This window comes from Brucella sp. IR073, assembly GCF_049065735.1.
GTDB lineage: Bacteria > Pseudomonadota > Alphaproteobacteria > Rhizobiales > Rhizobiaceae > Paramesorhizobium.
The window spans coordinates 303,284-326,683 of sequence record NZ_JBAKHD010000004.1; the positions used below are offsets into that span (position 1 = coordinate 303,284).

The following is a 23,400-nucleotide window of genomic DNA, read 5'->3' on the forward strand; positions in this document are numbered from 1 at the left end:
AACGCTAATTTATAGCAGACATATGTTTAGGCACCAGCTCGCCCGCGCCGATCCGTTAGTACAACTTTAGATATTATTCATTAACCAGATACACCTATTATGGTTGCAGGTATCGCAACTTTGCTCCATGATGCTTTTTCGCATTGATTATATATTGAAAACAATAACTTGGAGGATAAAGTGTATAAGCTTTCTAAAGTCTTTTTGCTGGCATTGTCGATGAATGCAGCGTCGTTCGCCGTGGCGGAGGAAGGCAGCCAATCGACGACGGCCCTCAATCCCGGACGAGCGATCGTAAATGGGCACGACGCCAGGAACATATTCCCGACATACACATATATAGAGCCGATTATAAATAATAAGACATTTATTTGCGGAGCTACCCTGATTGCGCCAAGGTGGCTCGTGACGGCGGCTCACTGCCTGATAGACTTTGACTCGGTTCCCCTCACACAAGCCTCTGGCTTTTCTACGATTGAAGTAGGGCGCTGGAAAACGGGCGTTTATAAATATAAGGCCAATTCTGACAAGTTTTTCTTATTTTCACCGTTGGATGATTATTGGAAAGGGCTCGATGGTAGGGACATTGCGTTAGTTCACCTTACCACCCCTATCGATCCAAGCATTAAGGGATTGAGCCTCGTACCATTGAGCATAAAGCGGCCGGCAGTCGGAGAGAAAGTAACTGCCGTTGGATTTGGGAGGACAAAAGACAAACCCACTCCTCCAATTCTCCAGGAGGGACAAATAGAGATCGTGGATAATTATCAATATTGCCACAACGAGGCGACTTTTACTGAAGTTTGCGTCGGCAATCCAGGGCAAATAACTGATTTCACCTATACGGCAAAAGGAGATTCAGGAGGCCCCACCTTTGTAATGTCCGGTCCCACGGGCGAGGATGCTCCGGCCTTCCAACGCGGCGTTATATCTAGGTTTGTAGATCCAACCAATCCTAAATATGGCATAGACACGGACGTGTCAGCCCCGGAGAACCTGGAATGGATTCAGCGTATCGTTGAAACATTTGCCAGTGAACCCGCCGAACAAAATGCGAAGGTCACTTATACCTGTTATTTTCAAGAATTGTATGCCGGGGAAACCTATAACCTGACCAATTGCGAGGCCGATGGCGAATGGGGCACAATCGCGCCCTATCTGGCCGCGACATCCGAGCGCAACGGAGGATACAAGGGGACTTGCTATTATTCCCCCCTTTATCTGTCGATGAAAAATGGATTCCTTTGTACCGACCCGAAGACCCCGATATATCACTATTGGAGCTATTTCAGCCGGCCTGAAGACATAGGTGGCGGAAAATATCGTACGAAAGCCACCATTCCATTGACCAAGCTCGGAACCACCCGCTGAGCCTTTTCCGGCGATCAGGCTGGCCGCCTGATCGCCAGCATGAGATGTCCCGGCACCGGCTTGCCCTGTTCCGCCCTCACGGTAATATCGAGGCATTCGGCACAGTCCATGCCGTTTGCCTCGAGCATCTCTAGCACATAGGCTTGCGAATGGGCGAAGCGCTGGTGCGGGCCGACCATGAAGGCCCTGCCCTCCAGCACCGCGTCCGGCAGCGTCTCGCTTGAAAAGGCGAAGGTACCGCCGGGGGTGAGATGACGGCTAACGCCTGCGAAGAAGGCATCGAGCGCGCCCATATAGGGCAGCACGTCGGTGGCCACGATCAAATCCCAGGCCTGGTCTTGCGTCTGGTCGAGGAAATTCACCACCTCGCCGACGAACAGCGCGTCATAATCGCCTTTCTCATGGGCGATCTCGACCATGTTCTCTGAAATATCGACGCCGGTCTTGTGCTCGGCCATGTCGTGGAGCGCGTCGGCGGAAAGGCCGGTGCCGCAGCCCAGATCCAGCATACGGGAGAACTGCGCCTCGGGATCGCGCTCTAGCAGCATGTCGCGTAACTGCAGCGGCACGTCATAGCCCAGCTCATCGACGAGGATGGTATCGAACATCTCGGCATGCTGGTCGAACAGCGTCGCCACATAGGCGTCGGGCGCCTTGGGCGGCGTCTCGCCCCGGCCGATACTGGCGAGCCTGACCGCGGCGCCGCCATGATCGTCAGGGTCAAGCATCAGCACCTCGGCATAGGCGCGCGCCGCCGCGTCGAAATCGCCGGCCTTTTCCAGCGCCAGGGCGCGGTTATAGGCTTCCGCCAGCGCTTCTTCGTCAAATCCGCTCATGCCTTGCCTTCCGCCGCTTCGAGTTTCAGTTTTCTGTCCGCATATCTGCGCGCCAGCATGGCGCAGACCATGAGCTGTATCTGGTGGAACAGCATCAGCGGCAGGACGATGCCGCCGACATTCTGCCCGGCGAACAGCACATTCGCCATGGGCGCGCCGCTGGCGAGGCTCTTCTTCGAGCCGCAGAACATGATAGTGATGCGGTCCTCCAGCCCGAAGCCCAGCCATTTGCTGCCATAGGCGGTCATGACAAGCACGAGAGCCAGCAGCACCATATCGACGCCGACCATCATGGCGAGGTCGTGCCAGGACACGCTGTGCCAGAGCCCGGCCACCACCGCCTCGCTGAAGGCGAGATAGACGACCATCAGGATCGAACCCTTGTCGACCAGCCCGAGCGCCTTGTTATGCCTGCGCATGAAATCGCCGATGAAGGGCTGCAGCAATTGCCCGAGCACGAAGGGCGCGAGCAATTGCATGAGGATTTCCTCGAGCGCATGGAACGACATGCCATGGCCCTGCACGGTGAAAAGCAGGCCGACCAGGAGCGGCGTCAGGAACATGCCGAGCAGGTTCGACGCGGAGGCCGAGACGACCGCCGCCGAGACATTGCCGCCGGCAATCGCGGTGAAGGCGATGGAGGATTGCACTGTCGAAGGCAGCACGCAGAGGAAGAGGATGCCGGTGTAAAAGGCAGACGCCTTGAGGCCCGGCACGAGCCACCCTGCCATCAGCCCCAGAATCGGGAAGAGGATGAAGGAGGCTGACAGCACCACCAGATGCAGCCGCCAATGCACCAGCCCCGCCACCACCGCCGCCCGCGACAGCCGCGCGCCATGGAGGAAGAACAAAAGCCCCACCGCGATCTTGGTCGCCAGCGCAAACCATTCGGCGAATTCTCCCCGGACAGGCAGGAAGGAGGCGAGGATGATCGCGCAAATGAGACTGAGGATGAATTTGTCGGGGAGGAACCGCATGGAGAACGATGCCTACTCATACCCATCAGGGTTCTTCACCTGCCAGTTCCACATATCCTGGCACATCTGGCGCAGATCCTTCGTCGCCGACCAGCCGAGGAAATCCCGTGCATGGGAGGGATCGGCATAGCAGGCGGCGACGTCACCGGCGCGGCGGGGGGCGATTTCATGAGGGATGTGGCGGTTCGAAACGTGCTCGAAGGCTTTGATCACCTCCATCACGCTATAGCCCTGCCCCGTGCCCAGGTTGACGGCGAAGCATTGCGGCTCGTCGAGTTTCTCGAGCGCCTTCAGATGCCCGCGCGCCAGGTCCACCACATGGATGTAATCGCGGATGCCCGTGCCATCAGGCGTCGGATAATCATTGCCCCAGACATGCAGCTTCTCGCGCCGCCCGCCCGCGACCTGCGCGATGATGGGCATCAGATTGTTGGGGATGCCCTTCGGGTCCTCGCCGATGAGCCCGCTCTCATGCGCGCCGACCGGGTTGAAATAGCGCAGGATGCCGATATGCCAGGAGGGATCGCTGCGATGGAGGTCGCGCAGCATTTCCTCGATCATCAGCTTCGTCCGGCCATAGGGGTTGGTGGCGGAGAGCGGGTGGCCCTCTTCGAGCGGCAGCTTCTGCGGCTCGCCATAGACGGTGGCGGAGGAGCTGAAGACGAGCTTCTTCGCCCCGGTAGCTCCCATTGCCTCCAGCAGGCGCAGCGTGCCGACGAGATTGTAATCGTAATAGAGAAGCGGCTTCTCGCCAGATTCGCCAACGGCCTTCAGCCCGGCGAAATGGATCACCGCCGTGCAGCCATAGCGGCGAAGCACGTTCTCGAGAAAGGCGCGGTCGCGGATGTCGCCGGTTTCGTGCGCCGGGGCTTTTCCCGTAATCTGTTCGATGCGGCTCAGAGCTTCGGGATGGCTGTTGTCGAAATTGTCGACGACAACCACATCATGTCCCGCCTGCAAAAGCTCGACGCAGGTGTGGGAGCCGATATAGCCGGCGCCGCCGGTCACGAGAATTGTCATTGCGATCCGCCTTTTCGCCGCGATAGAAGGGGTTCAGTCTGACAGGATGAGACTGGAGCTCAGTTAGGCTCTAGGCAAAATGTCCCCTCCCCGCAAGCCCGCCCGCGTCACATCTGGGTCAACGAACGATTTCCGCTTAAGCCCCAAGGATTTTGCCATGAAACCCTCCCGCGATATCGACCGCCTGATCGAGATCATGGCTGCGCTCCGCACGCCGGTCACCGGCTGCCCCTGGGATCTGGAGCAGAATTTCCGCTCCATCGCGCCCTATACGCTCGAAGAAGCGTTCGAAGTGATTGACGCGATCGAGCGCGGTGATCTCGACGATCTTCGCGAGGAACTGGGCGACCTGCTGCTTCAGGTCGTTTTCCATGCCCGCATGGCGGAAGAAGAAGGCGCTTTCGACTTCGGCGCGGTTGTCGAAGCCATCACCACCAAGATGATCCGTCGCCATCCACATGTCTTCGGGGATGAAAAAGCGCGCGAGGCAGGCATGGCCAAGGGCGCATGGAACCGCATCAAGACGGAGGAAAAGGCCGAGCGCGCCAAACGCCGGGCCGACCTGGGCCTCGATTCGGGCGAACTGACCGGCTTCCTGGATGACGTGCCCCAAGCCCTCCCCGCGCTGATGCGGGCGCTGAAGCTGCAGCAGAAGGCCGCGAAGGTGGGCTTCGATTGGTCCGAGGCTGAGCCGATCCTCGACAAGATCTCAGAGGAAACGGCGGAATTGCGCGAGGCGATGCAGAGCAGGAAGAAAGCCGAGATTGCGGAAGAATATGGCGACCTCCTCTTCGCCCTCGTCAATCTCGGCCGCCATCTCGACATCGAGCCGGAAAGCGCCCTGCGCGCCACGAACGAAAAATTCCGCTCCCGTTTTCACTTCATCGAGGAATCGTTGAAGGCGCAGGAGCGTTCGCTGGACGACGCCTCGCTCGAGGAGATGGAGGCGCTGTGGCAGGCGGCGAAAAAGCCGAAGGAATAGCGGCTGCTAGAGCAACTGCCTTATGACGGAATCTACTGCCTGCCAATTTGTCATTGTTGTAGTGGATAGGGAGAGGAATGGATCCCAGTGACAAGCACTGGGATGACGGGTGGATTGGATGTTCTCGATAACCTCCAACCGTTCCGCATGCCACAATGGTTGTCTAGCAGGGCGAATACCTCACCGCCTCGTCATCCCAGTGCTTGTCACTGGGATCCATTCCTCGACGGTAAAGTTTCCAGTCACGACGAAGATCAAGCTTCTTTGCTTCCGTCTAAAAACAAATTGTTCTATTTCCCGCCCGTCATCCGCTCCCGCAATGTCTTGCGCGCCGTGGCGGTCATGTCGGCCTCGATCCGGATGGAGCCGTCCTCCATATCCTCGCGCTGGATATTGCTGCCATTGCGGTAGATCCAGTCGGCCAGATGCAGTTTATCGGGCGCGAGGGTGAGTTCGACATGCTCCAGCACACCCGATATCCGGCTTTCTATGACGGAGAGGAGGTGACCGACGCCCTCACCCGTCGCGGCGGAGATAGGGATGGGCCGGGCGTCCTCTGGAGCCGCTGCGCTCAGGCGCAGAGCCGCCTCACGCGCAGCTTCATCGAGGAGGTCGATTTTGTTCCAGACCTCCTGAATGCGCCTGTTGTCACCCCGCTCGATGCCGAGGCTTGCCAGGATGTTCTCGACGTCTTCCGCCTGCGCCGCATTATCAGGGTCGGATATATCGCGCACATGGAGGATGAGGTCTGCTTCCACCACCTCTTCCAGCGTGGCCCGGAAAGCGGCGACGAGGTGGGTCGGCAGGTTGGAAATGAAGCCCACTGTATCGGAAAGAATCACCGTTTCGCCATGCGGAAGACGAATGCGGCGCAGCGTCGGATCGAGCGTAGCGAACAGCATGTCCTCCGCCAGCACCTCAGCGCCGGTCAGCCGGTTGAACAGCGTCGATTTTCCGGCGTTGGTATAGCCAACGAGGGCGACGATGGGATGCGGCACCTTCTTGCGCTTCTGGCGATGCAGGGTGCGGGTGCGGACCACCGTTTCCAGTTCGCGGCGGATGCGCAGGATCTTCTCTTGCAGAATACGCCGGTCGGCCTCGATCTGCGTTTCGCCCGGCCCGCCCAGGAAGCCGCCGCCGCCACGCTGGCGTTCCAAGTGGGTCCAGCTGCGGACGAGGCGGCCCTTCTGATAATTCAGATGCGCCAGTTCGACCTGTAGCGCGCCTTCCTTCGTCTGCGCCCGGCGGCCGAAGATTTCGAGGATGAGCCCGGTCCGGTCGATGACCTTGGCGTGCCATTCCTTTTCGAGATTACGCTGCTGCACGGGCGTCAGCGCATGATCGACGATGACGAGCTCGGCCTCTTTTTCCTTGATGGCCCCCGCAACCGCTTCGACCTTGCCGGTTCCCAAGAGGGTTGCCGGGCGCGGATTGCTCACGGTGACGATTTCGGAATGGACGATGTCGAGGTCTATGGCCCGCGCCAGTCCCTCCGCTTCCTCCAGCCGCGCCTCATTGCTGCGGCGGAATTGCGGGCGGTTGGAATCATCCCCCTGCCCGCTATCTTGCATGCGCTCCGGCAGCACGGGCACGACGACGATGGCGCGCGTGGGGCCTTTCGCGGAGGCATCGAATCCGAACTCCGCGTCGCCCCCCTGTGGCGTGCGCCCTTTTGATTTGCTCAATGGTCAGTCCTTGGAGCATTTGCAGCCAGGCAGAAGCGCCTAGCGTTGCAGAAATGCTTCTAACATAGCGAGGGAATTATTGCCCGTCATCGCCTTCGAACATCTGCACCGGCTGGCTCGGCATGATGGTCGAGATCGCATGCTTGTAAACGAGCTGCGAATGGCCATCCCGCCGCAGAAGCACACAGAAATTATCGAATGACGTGACGATTCCGGTCAGTTTGACGCCGTTGATGAGAAAGATCGTCAACGAAATCTTCTGTTTCCGTACGGAATTGAGGAAGAGATCTTGAAGATTTTGCGATCGCTCAGCCATTGTTTTTATCCTTTAATTCGATCAGCAACTGACTCACACGCGTATATGGCACAGGCTCGCTTGCCCCAGGAATCCAAGCAGCCCAAGGCCAACCGAGCCGACAGTGGCAGGCAATGCGAAACGCCAAATCCACCCCTCATTGTTTGGGTAACAGGATGACGTTTTTTCTGCAATCCGAAAAGTGTTTTGTACAGTGAAAGTCCCGCTGGAACGTGTTGGGACAATAGATTGGCCAGCTTAACTCATGCGGCAAGCGGCAGCAGCTGTACCGCAACGCGCTTTATCGCCCAGTCGTAGAAACTTCCCTCCCTCGCGATGAGTACGGACGGCTCTTTCCTGTGAATATGGAAGCCTATGACATCAGGATGATGGATCGGCTCCAGCCCATGGGCCGGGTCGAATATCCTGAGCGTTTCCCTTCCGGTCCAATAATAAAAGTTTTCCTTGGGCGCGGCATCATGGAAGAAGCCGTATTTCCTCGCCAGGCGCGAGATACCGTCATTGCCGAATACGGTGATGCCGATTTTTGCCGGGGTTACCTCCTGCCCGGTCAGCCGAAACCATGCCGGCCGCAACATTCCGCGCCGTATGCCCAGCCATGATGGCAGTAAGGAGGTTCCTCCGATATAGGCTTCGAATTCCGCGATAACGGGATTATCGGGAGGAAGATAGAGCGCGGAGACGCCGACGCGGCTCCGGTTTTCCCGGGCAAGGTAAGGGCGATCCGCCGCAGGATGAAACTGCTTCAGAAGATAGACATCCGTATCGAGCCATACTCCCTGACCATGCTTCATCAGCATGATGCGGAACAGGTCGCTGAATTGCACGATCGTGCGGCGCGATTTGAAATTGGGGTAATTCGGATCGAGGCGGCGGAATACGGATTGCGGCAGGATGGGTTCAGCGTCGTGGAGCTCCACTCCCGGAGGAATATTATCGACCGGGCCGTAACTGAACAGCTTAACCCGCTGCCCGGTTGCCACCATTGAAGCGAGGCAGACTCTGTCCACCTCGCGCAATAATGGTCCGTACCAGAATGTGCAGATATCCATCGCCCCAACCCACTATTGGCACGCGGGACCTAAGTCACGCGGTTGCGTTCCGCCATGAACGCTTATCCTTATTTAAGATATTTCACGCCTAAGTGGAAGTGAATAAATAATATTCTCGTATTCAACCAATGTGTAAGGTTAAAAGGCAACGCCCACAGGTCCTCCAATAAGAGCCGATCCTCCTCTAGCGTTTCCGAATTGTTCGCCGGGGTGGCGATGAACGTCACACCCCCAGCGACTTCAGTTTCCGGTGTAAGGCCGACCGCTCCATTCCCACAAATTCGGCGGTGCGCGAGATGTTTCCGCCGAAACGGTTGATCTGCGCGATCAGATATTCCTTCTCGAACAGTTCCCGCGCCTCGCGCAAGGGCAGCGCCATGATGTGCTGGTCGGATTCGGTCGGCGCGCGGGGCAGCGTGTCGCCGATTTCCGAGGGCAGAAGGTCCGCCGTGATGACAGCGTCCGGATCGTCGCCGCGCGCCAGGATCATCAGCCGCTCCACATTGTTGCGCAGCTGGCGCACATTGCCCGGCCAGCTATGCGCCTGCAGAACGGCCATCGCGTCCGGTCCGATCTTGCGCGGCTTGATGCCGGACTGCTCGGCGATCTGCTTCATGAAGAACTCGACCAGTGCTGGAATATCTTCGCGCCGCGAGGCAAGCCCCGGCACCATGACGGGCACGACGGCGAGACGGTGGAAGAGATCTTCGCGGAAGCGCCCTTCGGCGATCATGGCTTCGAGGTTCTGGGCCGTGGACGAAATGATGCGCACATCGACCTTGACGCGCTTCGTGCCGCCGACGCGCTCGAACTGCTGGTCCACCAGGACACGCAGGATCTTGTTCTGTGTCTCGCGCGGCATATCGGCGACTTCGTCGAGATAGAGAATGCCGCCATGCGCCTCCTCCAGCGCGCCGACTTTGCGCTCGCCGCCATCCATCTCGGTGCCGAAGAGCTCGATCTCCATGCGCTCCGGCGTAATCGTCGCCGCATTCAGCGTGACGAAGGGCCCGCGCGCACGGCTTGAAAGCGCGTGAATGGATCGCGCCACCAGTTCCTTGCCCGAGCCGGAGGGCCCCATGATCATGATGCGGCTATTGGTGGGCGCGACGCGCTCTATGGTCTGGCGCAGATGGTTCATCGCGAGCGAATTGCCGTGCAGTTCGAGGCTGTCGCCGCTGCGCTTGCGCAAATCAGAGACTTCGCGCTTCAGCTTTGAGGTTTCCAGCGCCCTTTCTGCGATCAGAATCAGCCGGTCCGCCTTGAACGGCTTTTCGATGAAATCATAGGCGCCGCGGCGGATGGCAGAGACGGCGGTTTCGATATTGCCGTGACCTGAAATCATCACCACGGGAAGGTCGGGATGCCGGCTCTTGATCTCGTCGAGCAGCGCCATGCCGTCCAGCCGGCTGCCCTGCATCCAGATGTCGAGGAACACCAGCCGCGGCACCCGGTCGCCGATTGCCGCCAGAGCGCTGTCGGCGTCGTGCGCGACGCGTGTTTCATGCCCCTCGTCGCTCAGGATACCAGCTACGAGATCACGGATATCCGCTTCGTCATCCACAACAAGAATATCAGCCGCCATCAGTTCACCTGCCTGCCTTCGCCTTCATTAGGGATTGCTCCCCACCCTCTTCCTTCGCGGGGAAGACCATGCGTATCATCGCGCCTTTGCCGCCATGGAAATCCGCGGGCGCGTCATGCAACTCCATGTGCCCGCCATGTTCCTCGACGATTTTCTTGACGATGGCGAGGCCGAGCCCCGTGCCTTTCTCGCGCGTCGTCATATAGGGCTCCAGCAGCCGCTGCCGGTTCTCGCCCGGCAGGCCCTTGCCATTGTCGATCACCTCCACGACGAGCGAATCGTTTTCGCGGTAGGCGCGAATGAGGATATGGCCCTCGCCCCGCTCTTCCTTCGGCACCGCGTCGATCGCCTCGCTGGCGTTCTTGATGACGTTGCCGAAGGCCTGTCCAAGCAGCCGGCTGTCGAAATCGCCGACCAGCGGCTCGCCATTGAAGGCGTGCTCGAAGGAAATATCGTTGCGGCTGACCTCGATCAGGAATGCAGCCTCGCGCAGCGCCTCGCGCAGATCCATCGGCTTGATTTCCGGCTTCGGCATCCGCGCGAAAGCAGAAAACTCGTCAACCATGCGGCCTATGTCGCCCACCTGCCGGATGATTGTGTCCGTGCATTGGTCGAACACCTCGCGGTCCTCTGTGATGACCTTGCCATAGCGGCGACGGATTCGTTCAGCGGAAAGCTGGATCGGCGTTAGCGGGTTCTTGATCTCATGCGCGATGCGGCGCGCGACATCCGCCCAGGCGGAGGAGCGCTGCGCCTGAACGAGATCGGTGATGTCATCCACCGTCACCACATAGGAGTGCTCGTCCGATTGGGCGTCTTCCACCGTCACCTGTACGTTGAAGGTCCGCGCCGCTCCTCCCCGCGTCATGGTGACTTGCTCGCGGTGAACAGGGCGTCTTGCCGAGCGCGCGATTTCGAAGACCTGGCCGATCTCAGGCGCAATGCCCGACAGGCTCTTGCCGATGGCCTTGCTCGCCTTGATGCCGAACATATGCTCCGCCGAGCGGTTGACGATGCTGATGAGCCCATCCGTATCGATGCCGATGACACCGGCGGTGACGCCTGATAGCACCGCTTCGGAGAAGCGCCGCCGCTCGTCGATCTGGTCTTTTGCGGCGATCAGCTCGTTGCGCTGGCTCTTCAGCTCCGCCACCATGTTGTTGAACGTGCCGGACAAGGCGCCCACGTCGCCATCGGAACTCCTCACCGGCACGGACACGTCGAGATTGCCCGACGCCACGTCGTCGGCAGCGCCGATCAGGAGGCGGATGGGGCGCACGAGCCGGTCGGCGACGGCGATGCCCGTCCAGATAGCCGAGAGCAGCACGACCAGCGTCAGGCCGAAATAAAGCAGCGCGAAGGCGATCTGCGTCGGAACGCGGTTCGCTTCCATCGCCTGGTAGCGCTCCCTGTTCGCCTCCATCAGGCGCATCGAATCGAGGATCTGCGGCTCGACCTGACGGATCGTATAGAGATAGGCATTCGGTATCTGGCGCATCTTGATGACCGCGCCGACATAATGGGTGGTGCCCGGCGGGATCATCACGGCCATGCCGTCTTGGGCGATGTCCAGCGTCCCGGGCGGCGGAGGCGGCAGCATCTTCTCGGAGCCGAGATCGCTTTTCAGGATGACGTCGCCATTCTCGCGCAGCAGGAAAGCGCCGAGCATGCCGCGTCCGCGCGCCTGCAACGACATCAGCTTGATGAAGCCGCCGCGGTCGAGGCTATAGAGCGTGCGCTGCGAATCGAGGTCCTGCACCATCGAATAGGTCGTGCCCTGCAGGTTGCGGGCGGTTTCGTTGATATAGGCCTCCGCGAGATTGCGCGAGGATTCGACGATCTGCTTGGTGTTCGTCTCGAACCAGCGGTCGAGGCCGAGATTGAGCGTCACAGAGGCGACGATCGCCACGATGATCGCCGGGATCGCGGCGATGAGGCAGAACAGCGCGACGATGCGCACATGCAGCCGCGCCGCCGCCCTGCCATGCCGCCTTGCATGGACGATGCGGTAGATTTCGCGGCAGATGAGCAGAATGAGCGCCAGGATCAGCGCCACATTGATCGTGGTCAGCGCCAGCGTCACGGTTCGGTCAGGGTTGATCGGCGTCAAGCCAATCAGGATGACGAAGGACACCGCCGCCGTCACCAGCGCCGTGACGACGGTGATGATGCCGGGCAGCGCAAGCAGCTTGCGCCCCTCGCCATTGCGGGAGGATGCGGTCAGCTGCTTCAGAAGACTCAACCGGTTCAATTTCGCCATGACGTCCAAGCTAAACCAATGCGTTGCATCAGTGCAACGCATTGTGGCGAAATTGCAACGCTTTTGGCGATGCTGCGGCGAAAATTGTGAAAACCCTCAAACACGCACCGCGCTTGGCGAAAGTTGCAGAGTTTTCCCGCAAGCTGTAACGAATTCTCTCCGATTGAGCCGCCACACTTACCCCGAGGATTTCGCGTCTTGAAGAGCCTTCGTTCGCTGATTCCCGGCGGCCCGGTCATACGCCATCTGAAATATGCTGCGATACGCGCGGGGCTCGAGGCGGTTGCGCTTCCGCGACTGGGAAGGCTCTTTCCGTCAGCGGGCGGACGCGGCGTGATCTTCACGCTGCACCATGTCCGCCCGGACGCGGAAACCGGCTTTGCGCCCAATGCCCATCTTTCGGTGACGCCGGAATTCCTGGAAGAGGCCATCGAGACGGCGCTCGCCCATGGGCTCCTGCCCGTTCACCTTCACGACCTGCCGGCGCTGACCGCCAACCCCGGCGACGAGCGGAAATTCGTAGCCTTCACGCTCGATGACGGATACCGGAACAATACCCAGTTCGCCGCGCCGGTCTTCCGGAAATTCAATACCCCCTATACGATCTTCGTCACTTCAGGATTTGTCGAGCGAACCCGCACCATCTGGTGGGAGACGGCGGCGGCAGCGATAAAGACAGCCTCCACGATCCGCTTCGATTTCGGCGGTGGGCCGGAAGCGATCGAAACGGCGACGGTGAACCAGAAGTTCGCGGTCTTCGAGCGCCTCGCCGCCTTCGTCCACGCGACCGACGAAGACGAAGCGGTGCGCAAGATCGATGACATGGCGAAAGCGCACGGGATCGATCCGCTGGCCATTGTCGACGATCTCGTCATGAACGAGCAGGAATTGCGGCAACTGGCTGAGGACCTGCTGGTCCATTTCGGCGCGCATACCATCACCCATGTGAACCTTCGCCGGGTGAATGCGGAGCGCGTTATCAGGGAAATGCGGGGCTCGACGGATGCGATAGAGCGCTATGTCGGCGCCCGCCCCCGTTCGTTCTCCTACCCCTACGGCTTCCCCTCCGCTGCCGGGGACCGTGAATTCCGCGCGGCTGTTGAAGCGGGCTTTTCGGCGGCTGTCACGACGCAGCCCGGCGTCCTCAGCCGCGCGAGCCTCGCCACGCCGACCGGATTGCCGCGCGTGTCGCTGAATGGGCATTTTCAGAAAAAGCGCTATGTCGAGGCGCTGATATCGGGGCTGCTGTTTCGCATAATGAGATGAATTGGTGTGATTTTTCGGGACGTCCGCGGCTGCGCGCCCTCCTTCCCCCTTGCGGGGAAGGTGCCCGCGTTAGCGGGCGGATGGGGGTGGTGACGTTTGCGCTTGCTTCGAAGAATGCAGCGTACGCGTCACCACCCCCACCCGACCCTTCGGGCCACCCTCCCCGCAAGGGGGAGGGAAGGCGCGAGCTGGAATGCCCTACCCCTTCGCCCCCCGATAAATATTTACCCCCAGCTCCCTGATCTTTTTCCGCAGCGTATTGCGGTTGAGTCCCAGCAGATCCGCCGCCTTGATCTGGTTGCCGCGCGTGGCGGTGAGGCAGGCTAAGATGAGCGGGTATTCCACTTCCGCCAGCACACGCTGGTAGAGGCCGGGCGGCGGCAGGTCGGAGCCGAAGGAGGCGAAATAGCGCTGCATGTTGACCTCCACCGCCTGGGCGATGGTCATATCATCAGATACGAGCGCTCCGGCGGCCGGTTCCGGCCTATGCACGTCGGATTTCAGCTCCGCCTCGATGACCTCGGGCGCAATCTCCTCCTGCGGATAGAGCGCCGCGAGACGCCGCACCAGGTTTTCGAGTTCGCGAACATTGCCCGGCCATGGGTAGCGGCGCATGAGCTCAAGTCCCGCCGCGGTGATGTGCTTTTCCGGCAGGCCATCCTTCACCGCCTGCTTGAAGAAATGCCGCACGAGATCGGGAATATCTTCGCTGCGCTCGCGCAAGGGCGGCAGGCGGAGCGGCACCACATTCAGGCGGTAATAGAGGTCCTCGCGGAAGAGGCCCTGATTGATGAGGATGCGCAGATCCTTGTTGGTCGCCGCGACGATGCGCACATCAGTCTTGATCGGCGTGCGCCCGCCCACCGTCATATATTCGCCCTGCTGGAGCACGCGCAAAAGCCGCGTCTGCGCCTCCATCGGCATGTCGCCGATTTCGTCGAGGAACAGCGTGCCGCCATCGGCCTGCTCGAAACGTCCGCTGGAGCGGTTCTGCGCACCGGTGAAGGCGCCCTTTTCATGGCCGAACAGTTCCGATTCGATCAGGTCGCGCGGGATCGCGGCCATATTGATAGCCACGAACGGTCCCTTGCGGCGGCGGCCATATTCATGCAGCGCACGGGCGACCAGCTCCTTGCCCGTGCCCGACTCCCCTGATATCATGACCGTCAGATCGGTTTGCATCATCCGCGCGAGCACGCGGTAGATATCCTGCATCGCCGCCGAGCGGCCGACGAGCGGCATATTCTCGCCCTGCTCCTCCGCCCCCTTCGCGTCAGGCTTTTTCTTCGGCTCCGAAAGCGCCCTGCCGACGATGCTGACGAGTTCCGTCAAGTCGAAGGGTTTGGGCAGATATTCGTAGGCCCCCGCCTCCGAAGCCTTGATGGCTGTCATGAAGGTGTTCTGCGCGCTCATGACCAGCACGGGCAAATCGGGCCGGGATTTCTTGATGCGCGGCAGGAGATCGAAGGCATTCTCGTCCGGCATCACCACATCGGTGATGACGAGATCGCCATCGCCGCCGGAAATCCAGCGCCAGAGCGTGGCGGCGTTGGAGGTGACGCGGACGTCGTAACCAGCGCGCGACAGTGCCTGGTTCAAAACGGTGCGGATCGCGGCATCGTCATCGGCGATGAGTATGCTGCCCAGGCTCATGCGTCGGTTCCTGTCATCTGGTGGCTGTTGGTTTCCGTCTCTTCGCCTTTCCAGGCGGGCATGAGAATGCGGAATGTGGTGCGCTTGCCTTGGCTGTCGCATTCGATCACGCCGCCATGGTCGCCGACGATCTTGGCGACAAGGGCAAGCCCGAGGCCGGAGCCATTCGGCTTGGTGGTGACGAATGGGTCGAAGAGGTGCGGCAGCAAATCCGGTGGCACGCCCGGCCCGGTGTCGTGGACGCAGAACTCCAGCGGCAGCGCCACACGGTCGCGCACGCCGGGAACGGAAAGCCGGATGCCGGGGCGGTAGGCGGTCGAGAGCGTGATCTCGCCCGGCTCGTCATGGCCGATGGCTTCGGCGGCGTTTTTCACGAGATTGAGGAATATTTGCACCAGCTGGTCGCGGTTGGCATAGACCGGCGGCAGCGACGGGTCGTAATCCTCGATGAACTTGATGTGGCTGGCAAAGCCGTTGCGGGCGATGGCCTTCACATGGTCGAGCACCACATGAATGTTGACCGCCTCGCGGTCGATGGGCCGCTCATCGGAGAACACCTCCATGCGGTCGACCAGCGAGACGATCCTGTCCGTCTCGTCGGTGATGAGCCGGGTCAGCGAGCGGTCTTCGTCGCTAACCACGCTTTCGAGCAGCTGCGCCGCGCCGCGAATGCCCGACAGCGGATTCTTGATCTCATGCGCCAGCATCGAGGCAAGGCCCGTAACTGAGCGCGCTGCGCCGCGATGGGTCATCTGCCGGTCGAGCTTCTCCGCCATCGACTTTTCCTTGAAGAGGATGACGACGGAGCCGGGGAATTCGCTGACGGGGGTGACATAAATATCCACCACGCGGTCATTGCCGAGACGCGGCGAGGAGATATCGACGCGATATTCATTGACAGGCGAAGGATGCGCCCTCACCTGCTCGACCAGCGCCATCAGCGGGCTGCCGAAGGGCAGGAAGGCATCGAGCTTGTTGCGTGCCAGGATGTTCGAGCTGGAACGGAAGAATTGCTCCGCATCCGCATTGGCGAAGGTGATATAGCCTTCCGCATCGACCATGATGACGGGATGGCTGATCGTATTGAGCACGATCGAGGCCATCGCCTCGGTCGCCGATTTCTCGCGCGCATTCATCACGCCACCTTCTTCATTTCGATTGGCTGGGAAAAGGCCTGGGTAAGTTTCCGGATAACGGAGGCGGGGTCGGTCTCCGTCATGATCGCCGCGCGGTCAGCCGCAGGCAGGCCGGAGGCGTGGCGGTCGAGATACCAGCCCAGATGCTTGCGCGCATGGCGGGTTCCGGTGGCAGGGCCGTAATGATCAAGCATCGCCTCGTAATGGGCGATGACATAATGAAGGATATCGCCCGGCTTTGCCGGCGTTCCGCTGGCAATCTCACCCGCCAGCCAGGGCTGACCGTAGCATCCGCGTCCGATCATCACCGCATCGGCGCCGGAGCGGACAAGTATCTGCTGCGCATCCGCCGCCGAGAGCACATCGCCATTGGCGACGAGCGGAATCCTGATCGCTTCGCGCACCGCGCGGATGGCGTCCCAGTCGGCCTTGCCCTCATAGAACTGGCAGCGGGTGCGGCCATGCACCGTTACCATCCGCACGCCCGCCTCTTCGGCGCGGCGGGCAAGTTCCGGGGCGTTGATGCTGTTTTCATCCCAGCCGAGCCGCATCTTGAGCGTCACCGGCACGCTGACCGCCTTTACCGTCGCCTCGACCAAAGTCATCGCATGATCGAGATCGCGCATCAGCGCCGAGCCGGAATAGCCGCCCGTCACTTTCTTGGCCGGACAGCCCATATTGATGTCGATGATGTCGGCGCCCTCGCCTTCCGCAATACGCGCCGCTTCTCCCATCCAGCGCGCCTCACGGCCCGCAAGCTGCACGACATGGGTGCTAAGGCCCTCGCCCATCATACGGGTCATGCTTTCGCGGTCGCGCGAGCAGAGCTCCGCGCTCGCCACCATCTCGGAGACGACCATGCCCGCACCCGCCGCCCAGGCGAGCTTGCGGAAAGGCAGGTCCGATACGCCCGACATCGGCGCCAGAAATACCCGGTTGCGCAACCTGATATCGCCTACGTATAAAGCCTCACCGAGATTGATCACGCCGCCACTGCCTGTTTCATGTGCATTGCTCTTGGTCAGCCTAGTCATTAGACAGGAAGAAGAATTTCCGCAAGGAAAAGCAGTGCTTGGCAACAATGCATTGATTCCCGTCTGGTATTTCCCCACAGCAGGCATTAATCGGACGTCAGAGCAGAAAATAAGGCATAAGAAGGCAGGAATCCCATTAAAGTCGCAGCCGTCATTGTCGCAGCCGGCCGTGGAGAGCGGGCCGGCCAGAGCACCGAAGGGCCGAAGCAATACCGGCGTATCGGCGGCGAAGCCGTGCTGGCACACACGCTGCGCGCCTTTTTCGACTGCCCGCAGATCGCCCATGTCGTCAGCGTGATTCACCCCGACGACCATCAACTCTATGCGCAGACGACCGGGGACCTCGGCGCGCGCGCGATCGTCGTCACCGGCGGCCCGACGCGGCAGGAATCGACCCGGCTCGGGCTGCTGGCGCTTGTCGCGCATCAGCCTGACTACGTGCTGATTCATGACGGCGTGCGTCCCTTCATCGCGCAGGATCTTCTCCAGCGCATTGTCCGCACGCTGCACCCGGCCATCGGCGTGCTGCCCGCGCTTGCCGTTTCCGATACGCTGAAACAGGCGGGGCCGGACGCGCATGTCAAGACGACGGTGCCGCGCGCGGGCCTCTACGCCGCGCAGACGCCGCAGGCCTTTCCTTTCGGCCCGATCCTCGACGCCCATGAGGCCGCTTGGCGCGTCGGCCGCACGGATTTCACCGACGATTCCGCCATCGCCGAATGGCACGGGCTTGCGGTGCGCGTGGTGGAAGGCTCCGCCGACAACACGAAACTCACCTGGGCGAAGGATATCGAAATGGCCGACAAGCGCTTCGCGCAATCGCGCGGAATATTCCCCGACGTTCGAACGGGAAATGGCTATGACGTCCACGCCTTCGAGCCGGGTGACCATGTGACGCTGTGCGGCGTGGAAATTCCTCACACGCAAAAACTCTCCGGCCATTCGGATGCCGATGTCGGCCTTCATGCCCTCACCGATGCCCTGCTCGCCACCCAGGGCGCAGGGGATATCGGCACGCATTTCCCTCCCTCCGACCCGCAATGGAAGGGGGCCGCCTCCCGCATTTTCGTCGAGCACGCGGTCAAGCTGGTGCGGGAAAAGGGCGGGCGGATCGCCAATGCGGATATCACGCTCATCTGCGAGGCGCCAAAGGTCGGCCCGCATCGCGAGCGCATGACCGCCGCCCTCGCCGATATGCTCGGCATTGCGCCGGATCGCATCTCGATCAAGGCAACCACCAATGAGAAATTAGGGTTTATAGGGCGAGGCGAAGGCATCGCCGCCATCGCCACCGCAACTGTCATTTACCCCGGAGAGGTGCCCGAATGAAAGACAAGGCCGTCGAAGAAAAAGCCAAAGCCGTGCTCGCCGCCTGCCGCAAGGCGGGAATGATGCTCGCAACCGCCGAATCCTGCACGGGCGGCCAGATCATATCGGCGCTGACCGAAATCGCCGGCTGTTCCCATGTGGTGGATCGCGGCTTCATCACCTATTCCAATGAGGCGAAGCAGGAGATGCTCGGCGTCCCCGCCGCACTCATCGAGCAGGTCGGCGCGGTATCCAGGGAAGTCGCCCTCGCCATGGTGGAAGGCGCCCTCGCCCATTCCCATGCCGGCGTAGCAGTCGCCGTCACCGGCATTGCCGGTCCGGATGGCGGCTCGGAGGAAAAGCCCGTGGGCCTCGTCCACATTGCCGCCATGCGCAGAGACGGCAAACCGGTTCACCGCGAATGCCGGTTTGGCGATCTTGGGCGGGATGGTGTGCGTCGGGCTACGGTGCTATCAGCGCTCGGGCTAGTGGCGGAGGTGTTAGGCTAACAGGGGAGCAGGAAACAAGCCAACTCTGGCCTATCAGTGTATATGCTTCGCGTAATAAAGGCCTGCGGCAGCGATAAGGAGACCACCGACCGGCGCAATGAGAAGGCCTAGAATCTGCATCGTAGTCATGGTTCCAACCTCCTGAGAACGTTGCTCGCAGCATAATGTAGCGCGAATGACACCAGAATACAAACCAGGCTGATGAAGATAAGGACCGGCGTCGGCCCGTTTGGGCTGTAAAGGCTTGAAATTACAGGGGCAAACCCGCCTACGGCAAAAACGGCGATGCCAATACCGTTAAAATATGTCGCCAGCAGCTTGATGCGCTCGTTATGAATCAAGGTCATGCCACCCCTCCCCCAAGTGATATGACTCACCCATATATCTCATCCGCCCTTCGCTCAAACGCTTCCGTAAACTTGCGGAACGCGATGTCGAACATCGTGCCCATCAGCAGTCCCAGCGTGCGGCTTTTGAATTCATAATCGATGAAGAACTCGATCTCGCAGGACGATCCGTCGCCCACGGGCCGGAAGGACCAGCGGTTGTTCAGATAACGGAACGGTCCGTCGATATAGTTCACGTCGATGATGTTTTCCGACGGGTTCAGGAACACCTGGCTGGTGAAGGTTTCGCGGATCAGCTTGTAACCCACCGTCATGTCCGCGACCAGCAGGGTGCGGTCGTCGCGTTCTTTTCGTGAGCGGATCGTCAGCGCCTCGCACATCGGCAGGAACTGCGGATATTTTTCGACATCGGCGACAAGCGCGAACATCTCTTCAGCCCGATGCCGCACCTGCCGTATCGTGGTGAATTGAGGCATTTACCCTTAAGCCCGTCCTGCCGTTTGTGCTTCGCGCGCAGCCTTGAGCCTTGCGAAATCCTCGCCCGCATGATGCGAGGAGCGCGTCAGCGGGCTCGAGGCCACAAGCAGGAAACCCTTGGTCCGCCCGATGGTTTCATAGGATTTGAATTCTTCCGGCGTCACGAAGCGGATGACCGGGTGATGCTTGCGCGAGGGCTGGAGATATTGGCCGATGGTCAGGAAATCCACCTCCGCCGAGCGCAGATCGTCCATGAGCTGGAGCACTTCGTTGCGCTCCTCGCCAAGGCCCACCATGATGCCGGACTTGGTGAAGATCGTCGGGTCGAGTTCCTTGACCCGTTGCAGCAGCCGGATCGAGTGGAAATAGCGCGCGCCGGGGCGAACCTTGAGATAGTTCGAGGGCACGGTTTCGAGATTGTGGTTGAAGACGTCAGGTTTCGCCTTGACCACGATTTCGAGCGCGCCGTCCTTACGCAGGAAATCCGGCGTCAGGATTTCGATGGTGGTTGCCGGCGACGTGGCGCGGATGGCGTGGATGACGTCGGCGAAATGCTGCGCGCCGCCATCGTCGAGATCGTCGCGATCAACAGACGTGATGACCACATGAGTAAGGCCCATCTGCTGGACGGCGTTTGCCACATTCTGCGGCTCGTTCGGGTCGAGCGCGGTCGGAATGCCGGTCGCGACATTGCAGAAGGCGCAGGCGCGGGTGCAGATCTCGCCCATGATCATGAAGGTGGCGTGCTTCTTGTCCCAGCACTCACCGATATTGGGACAGCCCGCCTCCTCGCACACGGTCACCAGCTTGTTCGAGCGGACGATCTCGCGCGTCTCGTTATAGCCTTTTGATACCGGCGCCTTCACGCGGATCCAGTCCGGCTTCTTGAGAATCTCCGAGTCCGGTCGATGCGCCTTTTCCGGGTGACGTAGACGCTTTTCATTCGAAAGGTTCGTCCTGTCGAGAATGGTGACCATCGAAAACCTGCTTTCCACCCAATGGCATGACCCCGAAACGGATCAGGGTCATGCGATTAAACGCCTCTCGTCAATTCCTGACGATTTTGGCGATAAACAGCAAAATGCAGGAGCCGACGAAGCCCTGCACCAGATAGCCGAGCCATCCTGCCGCGATATGGATATTCGTGGCGTCAAAAATGGCATTGGCCAGCACCGCGCCGATAATGCCGATCACGATGTTCATGAACACGCCGAAGCGAAGACCCATGACGATCCCGGCAAGCCAGCCTGCCAGGCCGCCGATGATGATCGCTGCAATCCAACCCACACCCATTTGAATTCCCTCCTGAAAATGGCCCCCATGATATGGGCGGTTATTCGTCCTTATGCAACTAAGCGTTCAACACCCTTCCATATGCATCCAGCACACTCTCCTTCATCGCCTCCGACAGCGTCGGGTGCGGGAAGATCGTGTGGATCAGCTCTTCCTCGGTCGTCTCCAGAGTCATGGCGATGACGAAGCCCTGAATGAGTTCGGTCACTTCCGGGCCCACCAGATGCGCGCCGATGAGCTCACCGGTCTTCTTGTCGAATATCGTCTTGACCATGCCGTAGTCTTCGCCCAGCGCCACAGCCTTGCCATTGGCGGTGAACGGGAACCGGCCGACGCGGATGTCGCGGCCCTGCTCCTTCGCCTTGGCTTCGGTCAGGCCCACGGAGGCGACTTGCGGGGTGCAATAAGTGCAGCCGGGGATTTTCAGCTTGTCCATCGGGTGAACATTCGGCAGGCCCGCGATCTTCTCGACGCAGATGACCGCCTCATGCTCCGCCTTGTGCGCCAGCAGCGGCGGTCCGGCCACGTCGCCGATGGCGTAGATGCCGGGCACATTGGTCTTGCCATAGCCATCGATAACGATGAAGCCGCGATCCGTCTTCACGCCAACCGTCTCAAGGCCTATGCCCTCGATATTGGCCTGCACGCCCACGGCGGAAATCATCCGGTCGGCGGTGATGGTTTCCTTCGAGCCGTCCTTCTTCTCGATGGTCGCGGTGATGGAATCCGCGCCCTTCTCCACCTTGGCGACCTTTGCCTCCAGATGGATCTTCATGCCCTGCTTTTCGAACTGCTTCTTGGCGATGCCGGAGATTTCGGCGTCTTCCACCGGCATGACCTGGCTCATGATCTCGACGACCGTGACGTCGACGCCCATGGCGCGGTAGAAGCTGGCGAATTCGATGCCTATGGCGCCCGAGCCCATGACGAGTAGGGATTTCGGCAGCGCTTCCGGCTTCATCGCCTCGAAATAGGTCCAGATCAGCTTGCCATCAGGCTCGATGCCCGGCAGCGCGCGCGGGCGGGCGCCGGTGGCGATGATGATGTGTTTGGCGGTATAGGTGCCCTCGCCCAGCGTGTTCTTCGGTACCGGGCCGACCGGCTCCACCGGCTTCTTGGAAGGCTTGGTGACGGCGATTTCACCGGGCTTGGTGATCTTCGCCTCGCCCCAAATGATATCGATCTTGTTCTTCTTGAACAGGAAGCCGACGCCATTGTTCATCCGGTGCGCAATGCCGCGCGAACGGGTGACGATGGCCTTGATGTCGGGCTTGATGGTGCCGTCGAGCGTCAGGCCATATTCCTTGCCGTGCTGCGCGGTGGTCAGCACATCGGCGGAACGCAGGAGCGCCTTGGTCGGGATGCAGCCCCAGTTGGAGCAGATACCGGCCAGATGCTCGCGCTCCACCACCGCCACCTTCATGCCCAATTGAGCGGCGCGAATGGCGGCGATATAGCCTCCCGGACCGGAACCGATTACGATGACGTCGTAGTTGTTGGCCATACTACCCTGCCTTGTTTTTGATCGCTTGATCCAGAGATCATGCTCTAGTTCACTTCACGGGTGAGCAGCACCCAGTCGTGCTTTCTATCCTGCCCGATGCGCTCCAGCGCTTCGAGCCGTTCAATTTCCGTGAAACCCTGCGCCGCGTAAAGCGAAAGCGCCACTGCATTATGGCTTTCGGTAATGAGACTGATGGCAGGATTGCCATTCCGCTTCGCCATCTCGATCTCATGCACCATCAGCGCCCGGCCAATGCCCCTGCCCCGAAACGCCCGGTATACCCCGACGCTATCGACAAAGCGATGGCCGATGACTTTCCGCTGCATTTCGATCAGCTGATCCAGCACCGGATGCTGCGGCGGGATATCGTTAATGCTCGCATCCAGCGTATAGCCGATGGAAAGACCGGCGATCTCGCCATCCCATTCGGCAATGGTGGTGCTCTTCCAGCCTTCCGCCTCATCGGAGGCCATCTTTTGCCGTCCCCGCTCCATCGCCGTCTCGGTGCGGCCGTCAAGCACGGCGCTATACCAGAGCCAGGACGCAAAGCCATGCGCCGAGATATCCACCAGAATGGCGATTTCGGCAGCTTCACGGCGTTCCGCCGGGCGGAGATGGAGGTGTCCAACCATTTGAATTTACTTTTAGCCGCAACTCCATCCGAGATCTTTGCAAAGGGATGATACGGAGCCAAAAAGCTGAAAGACAAAACCCGCCACGATCAACCCAAACCCCAGATAATCAAGCACGCGCGGCACCTTATCTTTCTTCTCGATAGCCCTGATACCG

General features: G+C 60.3%; 22 protein-coding genes. 5 read left to right on the forward strand and 17 right to left on the reverse strand.

The genetic code is table 11. From position 1 onward, the window contains the following. Positions 1 to 180: 180 nt before the first annotated feature. Positions 181 to 1,371, forward strand: coding sequence for a S1 family peptidase (locus ACOWVG_RS10850; protein WP_420962125.1), 1,191 nt, complete (start codon positions 181 to 183; stop codon positions 1,369 to 1,371). Positions 1,372 to 1,385: 14 nt separating this feature from the next. Here the strand turns inward: ACOWVG_RS10850 and ACOWVG_RS10855 are convergent, their stop codons facing one another. Genes ACOWVG_RS10855 through galE form a run of 3 tightly spaced genes read right to left on the reverse strand, consistent with a single transcriptional unit; the run spans position 1,386 to position 4,204 of the window. Next, positions 1,386 to 2,207, reverse strand: coding sequence for a methyltransferase domain-containing protein (locus ACOWVG_RS10855; protein ID WP_420962126.1), 822 nt, complete (start codon positions 2,205 to 2,207; stop codon positions 1,386 to 1,388). Continuing rightward, positions 2,204 to 3,184 (reverse strand): bile acid:sodium symporter family protein, encoded by a 981-nt coding sequence (locus ACOWVG_RS10860; protein WP_420962128.1) that lies wholly within the window; start codon positions 3,182 to 3,184, stop codon positions 2,204 to 2,206. Before ACOWVG_RS10860 ends, ACOWVG_RS10855 begins: the two co-directional genes overlap by 4 nt. A 12-nt stretch (positions 3,185 to 3,196) precedes the next feature. Beyond that, positions 3,197 to 4,204 carry a UDP-glucose 4-epimerase GalE gene (galE, locus tag ACOWVG_RS10865; RefSeq protein WP_420962130.1) on the reverse strand — a complete coding sequence of 336 codons (1,008 nt, stop codon included), beginning with the start codon at positions 4,202 to 4,204 and terminating at the stop codon, positions 3,197 to 3,199. Between the two features lie 157 nt (positions 4,205 to 4,361). On the opposite strand from galE, the gene mazG reads away from it, so the two are divergent. Then, positions 4,362 to 5,186 carry a nucleoside triphosphate pyrophosphohydrolase gene (mazG, locus tag ACOWVG_RS10870; protein WP_420962132.1) on the forward strand — a complete coding sequence of 275 codons (825 nt, stop codon included), beginning with the start codon at positions 4,362 to 4,364 and terminating at the stop codon, positions 5,184 to 5,186. A gap of 290 nt (positions 5,187 to 5,476) precedes the next feature. On the opposite strand, the gene hflX is transcribed toward mazG, so the two are convergent. The 5 genes from hflX to ACOWVG_RS10895 all read right to left on the reverse strand — a co-directional run bounded on the left by hflX (position 5,477) and on the right by ACOWVG_RS10895 (position 12,084). Then, a complete protein-coding gene (gene hflX, locus ACOWVG_RS10875) occupies positions 5,477 to 6,871 on the reverse strand; it encodes a GTPase HflX (protein WP_420962134.1) in 1,395 nt (464 codons plus the stop codon). A gap of 76 nt (positions 6,872 to 6,947) precedes the next feature. Further along, positions 6,948 to 7,187, reverse strand: a complete 240-nt coding sequence (gene hfq, locus ACOWVG_RS10880; RefSeq protein WP_420962136.1) for an RNA chaperone Hfq — start codon at positions 7,185 to 7,187, stop codon at positions 6,948 to 6,950. 242 nt (positions 7,188 to 7,429) lie between these two features. Then, positions 7,430 to 8,239 carry a hypothetical protein gene (locus ACOWVG_RS10885; protein ID WP_420962138.1) on the reverse strand — a complete coding sequence of 270 codons (810 nt, stop codon included), beginning with the start codon at positions 8,237 to 8,239 and terminating at the stop codon, positions 7,430 to 7,432. Positions 8,240 to 8,462: 223 nt separating this feature from the next. Then, entirely contained in the window at positions 8,463 to 9,824 is a 1,362-nt protein-coding gene (locus ACOWVG_RS10890; protein ID WP_420962141.1) for a sigma-54-dependent transcriptional regulator, read from the reverse strand. 4 nt (positions 9,825 to 9,828) lie between these two features. Next, on the reverse strand, positions 9,829 to 12,084 hold the full coding sequence (locus ACOWVG_RS10895) for an ATP-binding protein (protein ID WP_420962143.1): 2,256 nt from the start codon (positions 12,082 to 12,084) through the stop codon (positions 9,829 to 9,831). 198 nt (positions 12,085 to 12,282) lie between these two features. Here ACOWVG_RS10895 and ACOWVG_RS10900 point away from each other — a divergent pair, with 198 nt between their 5' ends. Further along, positions 12,283 to 13,350, forward strand: coding sequence for a polysaccharide deacetylase family protein (locus tag ACOWVG_RS10900; protein ID WP_420962145.1), 1,068 nt, complete (start codon positions 12,283 to 12,285; stop codon positions 13,348 to 13,350). Positions 13,351 to 13,548: 198 nt separating this feature from the next. Here the strand turns inward: ACOWVG_RS10900 and ntrC are convergent, their stop codons facing one another. The 3 genes from ntrC to dusB are packed head-to-tail and all read right to left on the reverse strand — an operon-like array spanning position 13,549 to position 17,125. Further along, positions 13,549 to 15,003 carry a nitrogen regulation protein NR(I) gene (ntrC, locus tag ACOWVG_RS10905; RefSeq protein ID WP_420962147.1) on the reverse strand — a complete coding sequence of 485 codons (1,455 nt, stop codon included), beginning with the start codon at positions 15,001 to 15,003 and terminating at the stop codon, positions 13,549 to 13,551. Continuing rightward, the gene (locus ACOWVG_RS10910) at positions 15,000 to 16,139 is read right to left on the reverse strand and encodes a two-component system sensor histidine kinase NtrB (protein WP_420962148.1); all 1,140 of its coding nucleotides are present in this window, start codon (positions 16,137 to 16,139) and stop codon (positions 15,000 to 15,002) included. The genes ntrC and ACOWVG_RS10910 overlap by 4 nt, the downstream gene beginning before the upstream one ends. Further along, positions 16,139 to 17,125, reverse strand: a complete 987-nt coding sequence (dusB, locus tag ACOWVG_RS10915) for a tRNA dihydrouridine synthase DusB (protein WP_420962150.1) — start codon at positions 17,123 to 17,125, stop codon at positions 16,139 to 16,141. The genes ACOWVG_RS10910 and dusB overlap by 1 nt, the downstream gene beginning before the upstream one ends. A 183-nt stretch (positions 17,126 to 17,308) precedes the next feature. On the opposite strand from dusB, the gene ACOWVG_RS10920 reads away from it, so the two are divergent. Together ACOWVG_RS10920 and ACOWVG_RS10925 are read left to right on the forward strand one after the other, a co-directional pair. Beyond that, positions 17,309 to 18,502: a bifunctional 2-C-methyl-D-erythritol 4-phosphate cytidylyltransferase/2-C-methyl-D-erythritol 2,4-cyclodiphosphate synthase gene (locus ACOWVG_RS10920; RefSeq protein ID WP_420962416.1), complete on the forward strand. Its 1,194-nt coding sequence runs from the start codon at positions 17,309 to 17,311 to the stop codon at positions 18,500 to 18,502. Further along, positions 18,499 to 18,990: a CinA family protein gene (locus tag ACOWVG_RS10925; RefSeq protein ID WP_420962152.1), complete on the forward strand. Its 492-nt coding sequence runs from the start codon at positions 18,499 to 18,501 to the stop codon at positions 18,988 to 18,990. The genes ACOWVG_RS10920 and ACOWVG_RS10925 overlap by 4 nt, the downstream gene beginning before the upstream one ends. 125 nt (positions 18,991 to 19,115) lie before the next feature. On the opposite strand, the gene ACOWVG_RS10930 is transcribed toward ACOWVG_RS10925, so the two are convergent. From ACOWVG_RS10930 to ACOWVG_RS10955, 6 genes are all read right to left on the reverse strand, one after another. Further along, positions 19,116 to 19,337 carry an amino acid transporter gene (locus ACOWVG_RS10930; RefSeq protein ID WP_420962154.1) on the reverse strand — a complete coding sequence of 74 codons (222 nt, stop codon included), beginning with the start codon at positions 19,335 to 19,337 and terminating at the stop codon, positions 19,116 to 19,118. Between the two features lie 26 nt (positions 19,338 to 19,363). Further along, a complete protein-coding gene (locus ACOWVG_RS10935; RefSeq protein WP_420962156.1) occupies positions 19,364 to 19,813 on the reverse strand; it encodes a type II toxin-antitoxin system RatA family toxin in 450 nt (149 codons plus the stop codon). Between the two features lie 6 nt (positions 19,814 to 19,819). Beyond that, on the reverse strand, positions 19,820 to 20,791 hold the full coding sequence (gene lipA, locus ACOWVG_RS10940) for a lipoyl synthase (RefSeq protein WP_420962158.1): 972 nt from the start codon (positions 20,789 to 20,791) through the stop codon (positions 19,820 to 19,822). A gap of 70 nt (positions 20,792 to 20,861) precedes the next feature. After that, the gene (locus ACOWVG_RS10945; RefSeq protein ID WP_420962160.1) at positions 20,862 to 21,107 is read right to left on the reverse strand and encodes a GlsB/YeaQ/YmgE family stress response membrane protein; all 246 of its coding nucleotides are present in this window, start codon (positions 21,105 to 21,107) and stop codon (positions 20,862 to 20,864) included. Positions 21,108 to 21,165: 58 nt separating this feature from the next. Further along, on the reverse strand, positions 21,166 to 22,611 hold the full coding sequence (gene lpdA / locus ACOWVG_RS10950; RefSeq protein WP_420962162.1) for a dihydrolipoyl dehydrogenase: 1,446 nt from the start codon (positions 22,609 to 22,611) through the stop codon (positions 21,166 to 21,168). A 44-nt stretch (positions 22,612 to 22,655) separates the two neighbouring features. Next, the gene (locus ACOWVG_RS10955; protein WP_420962165.1) at positions 22,656 to 23,243 is read right to left on the reverse strand and encodes a GNAT family N-acetyltransferase; all 588 of its coding nucleotides are present in this window, start codon (positions 23,241 to 23,243) and stop codon (positions 22,656 to 22,658) included. Positions 23,244 to 23,400 lie beyond the last annotated feature (157 nt).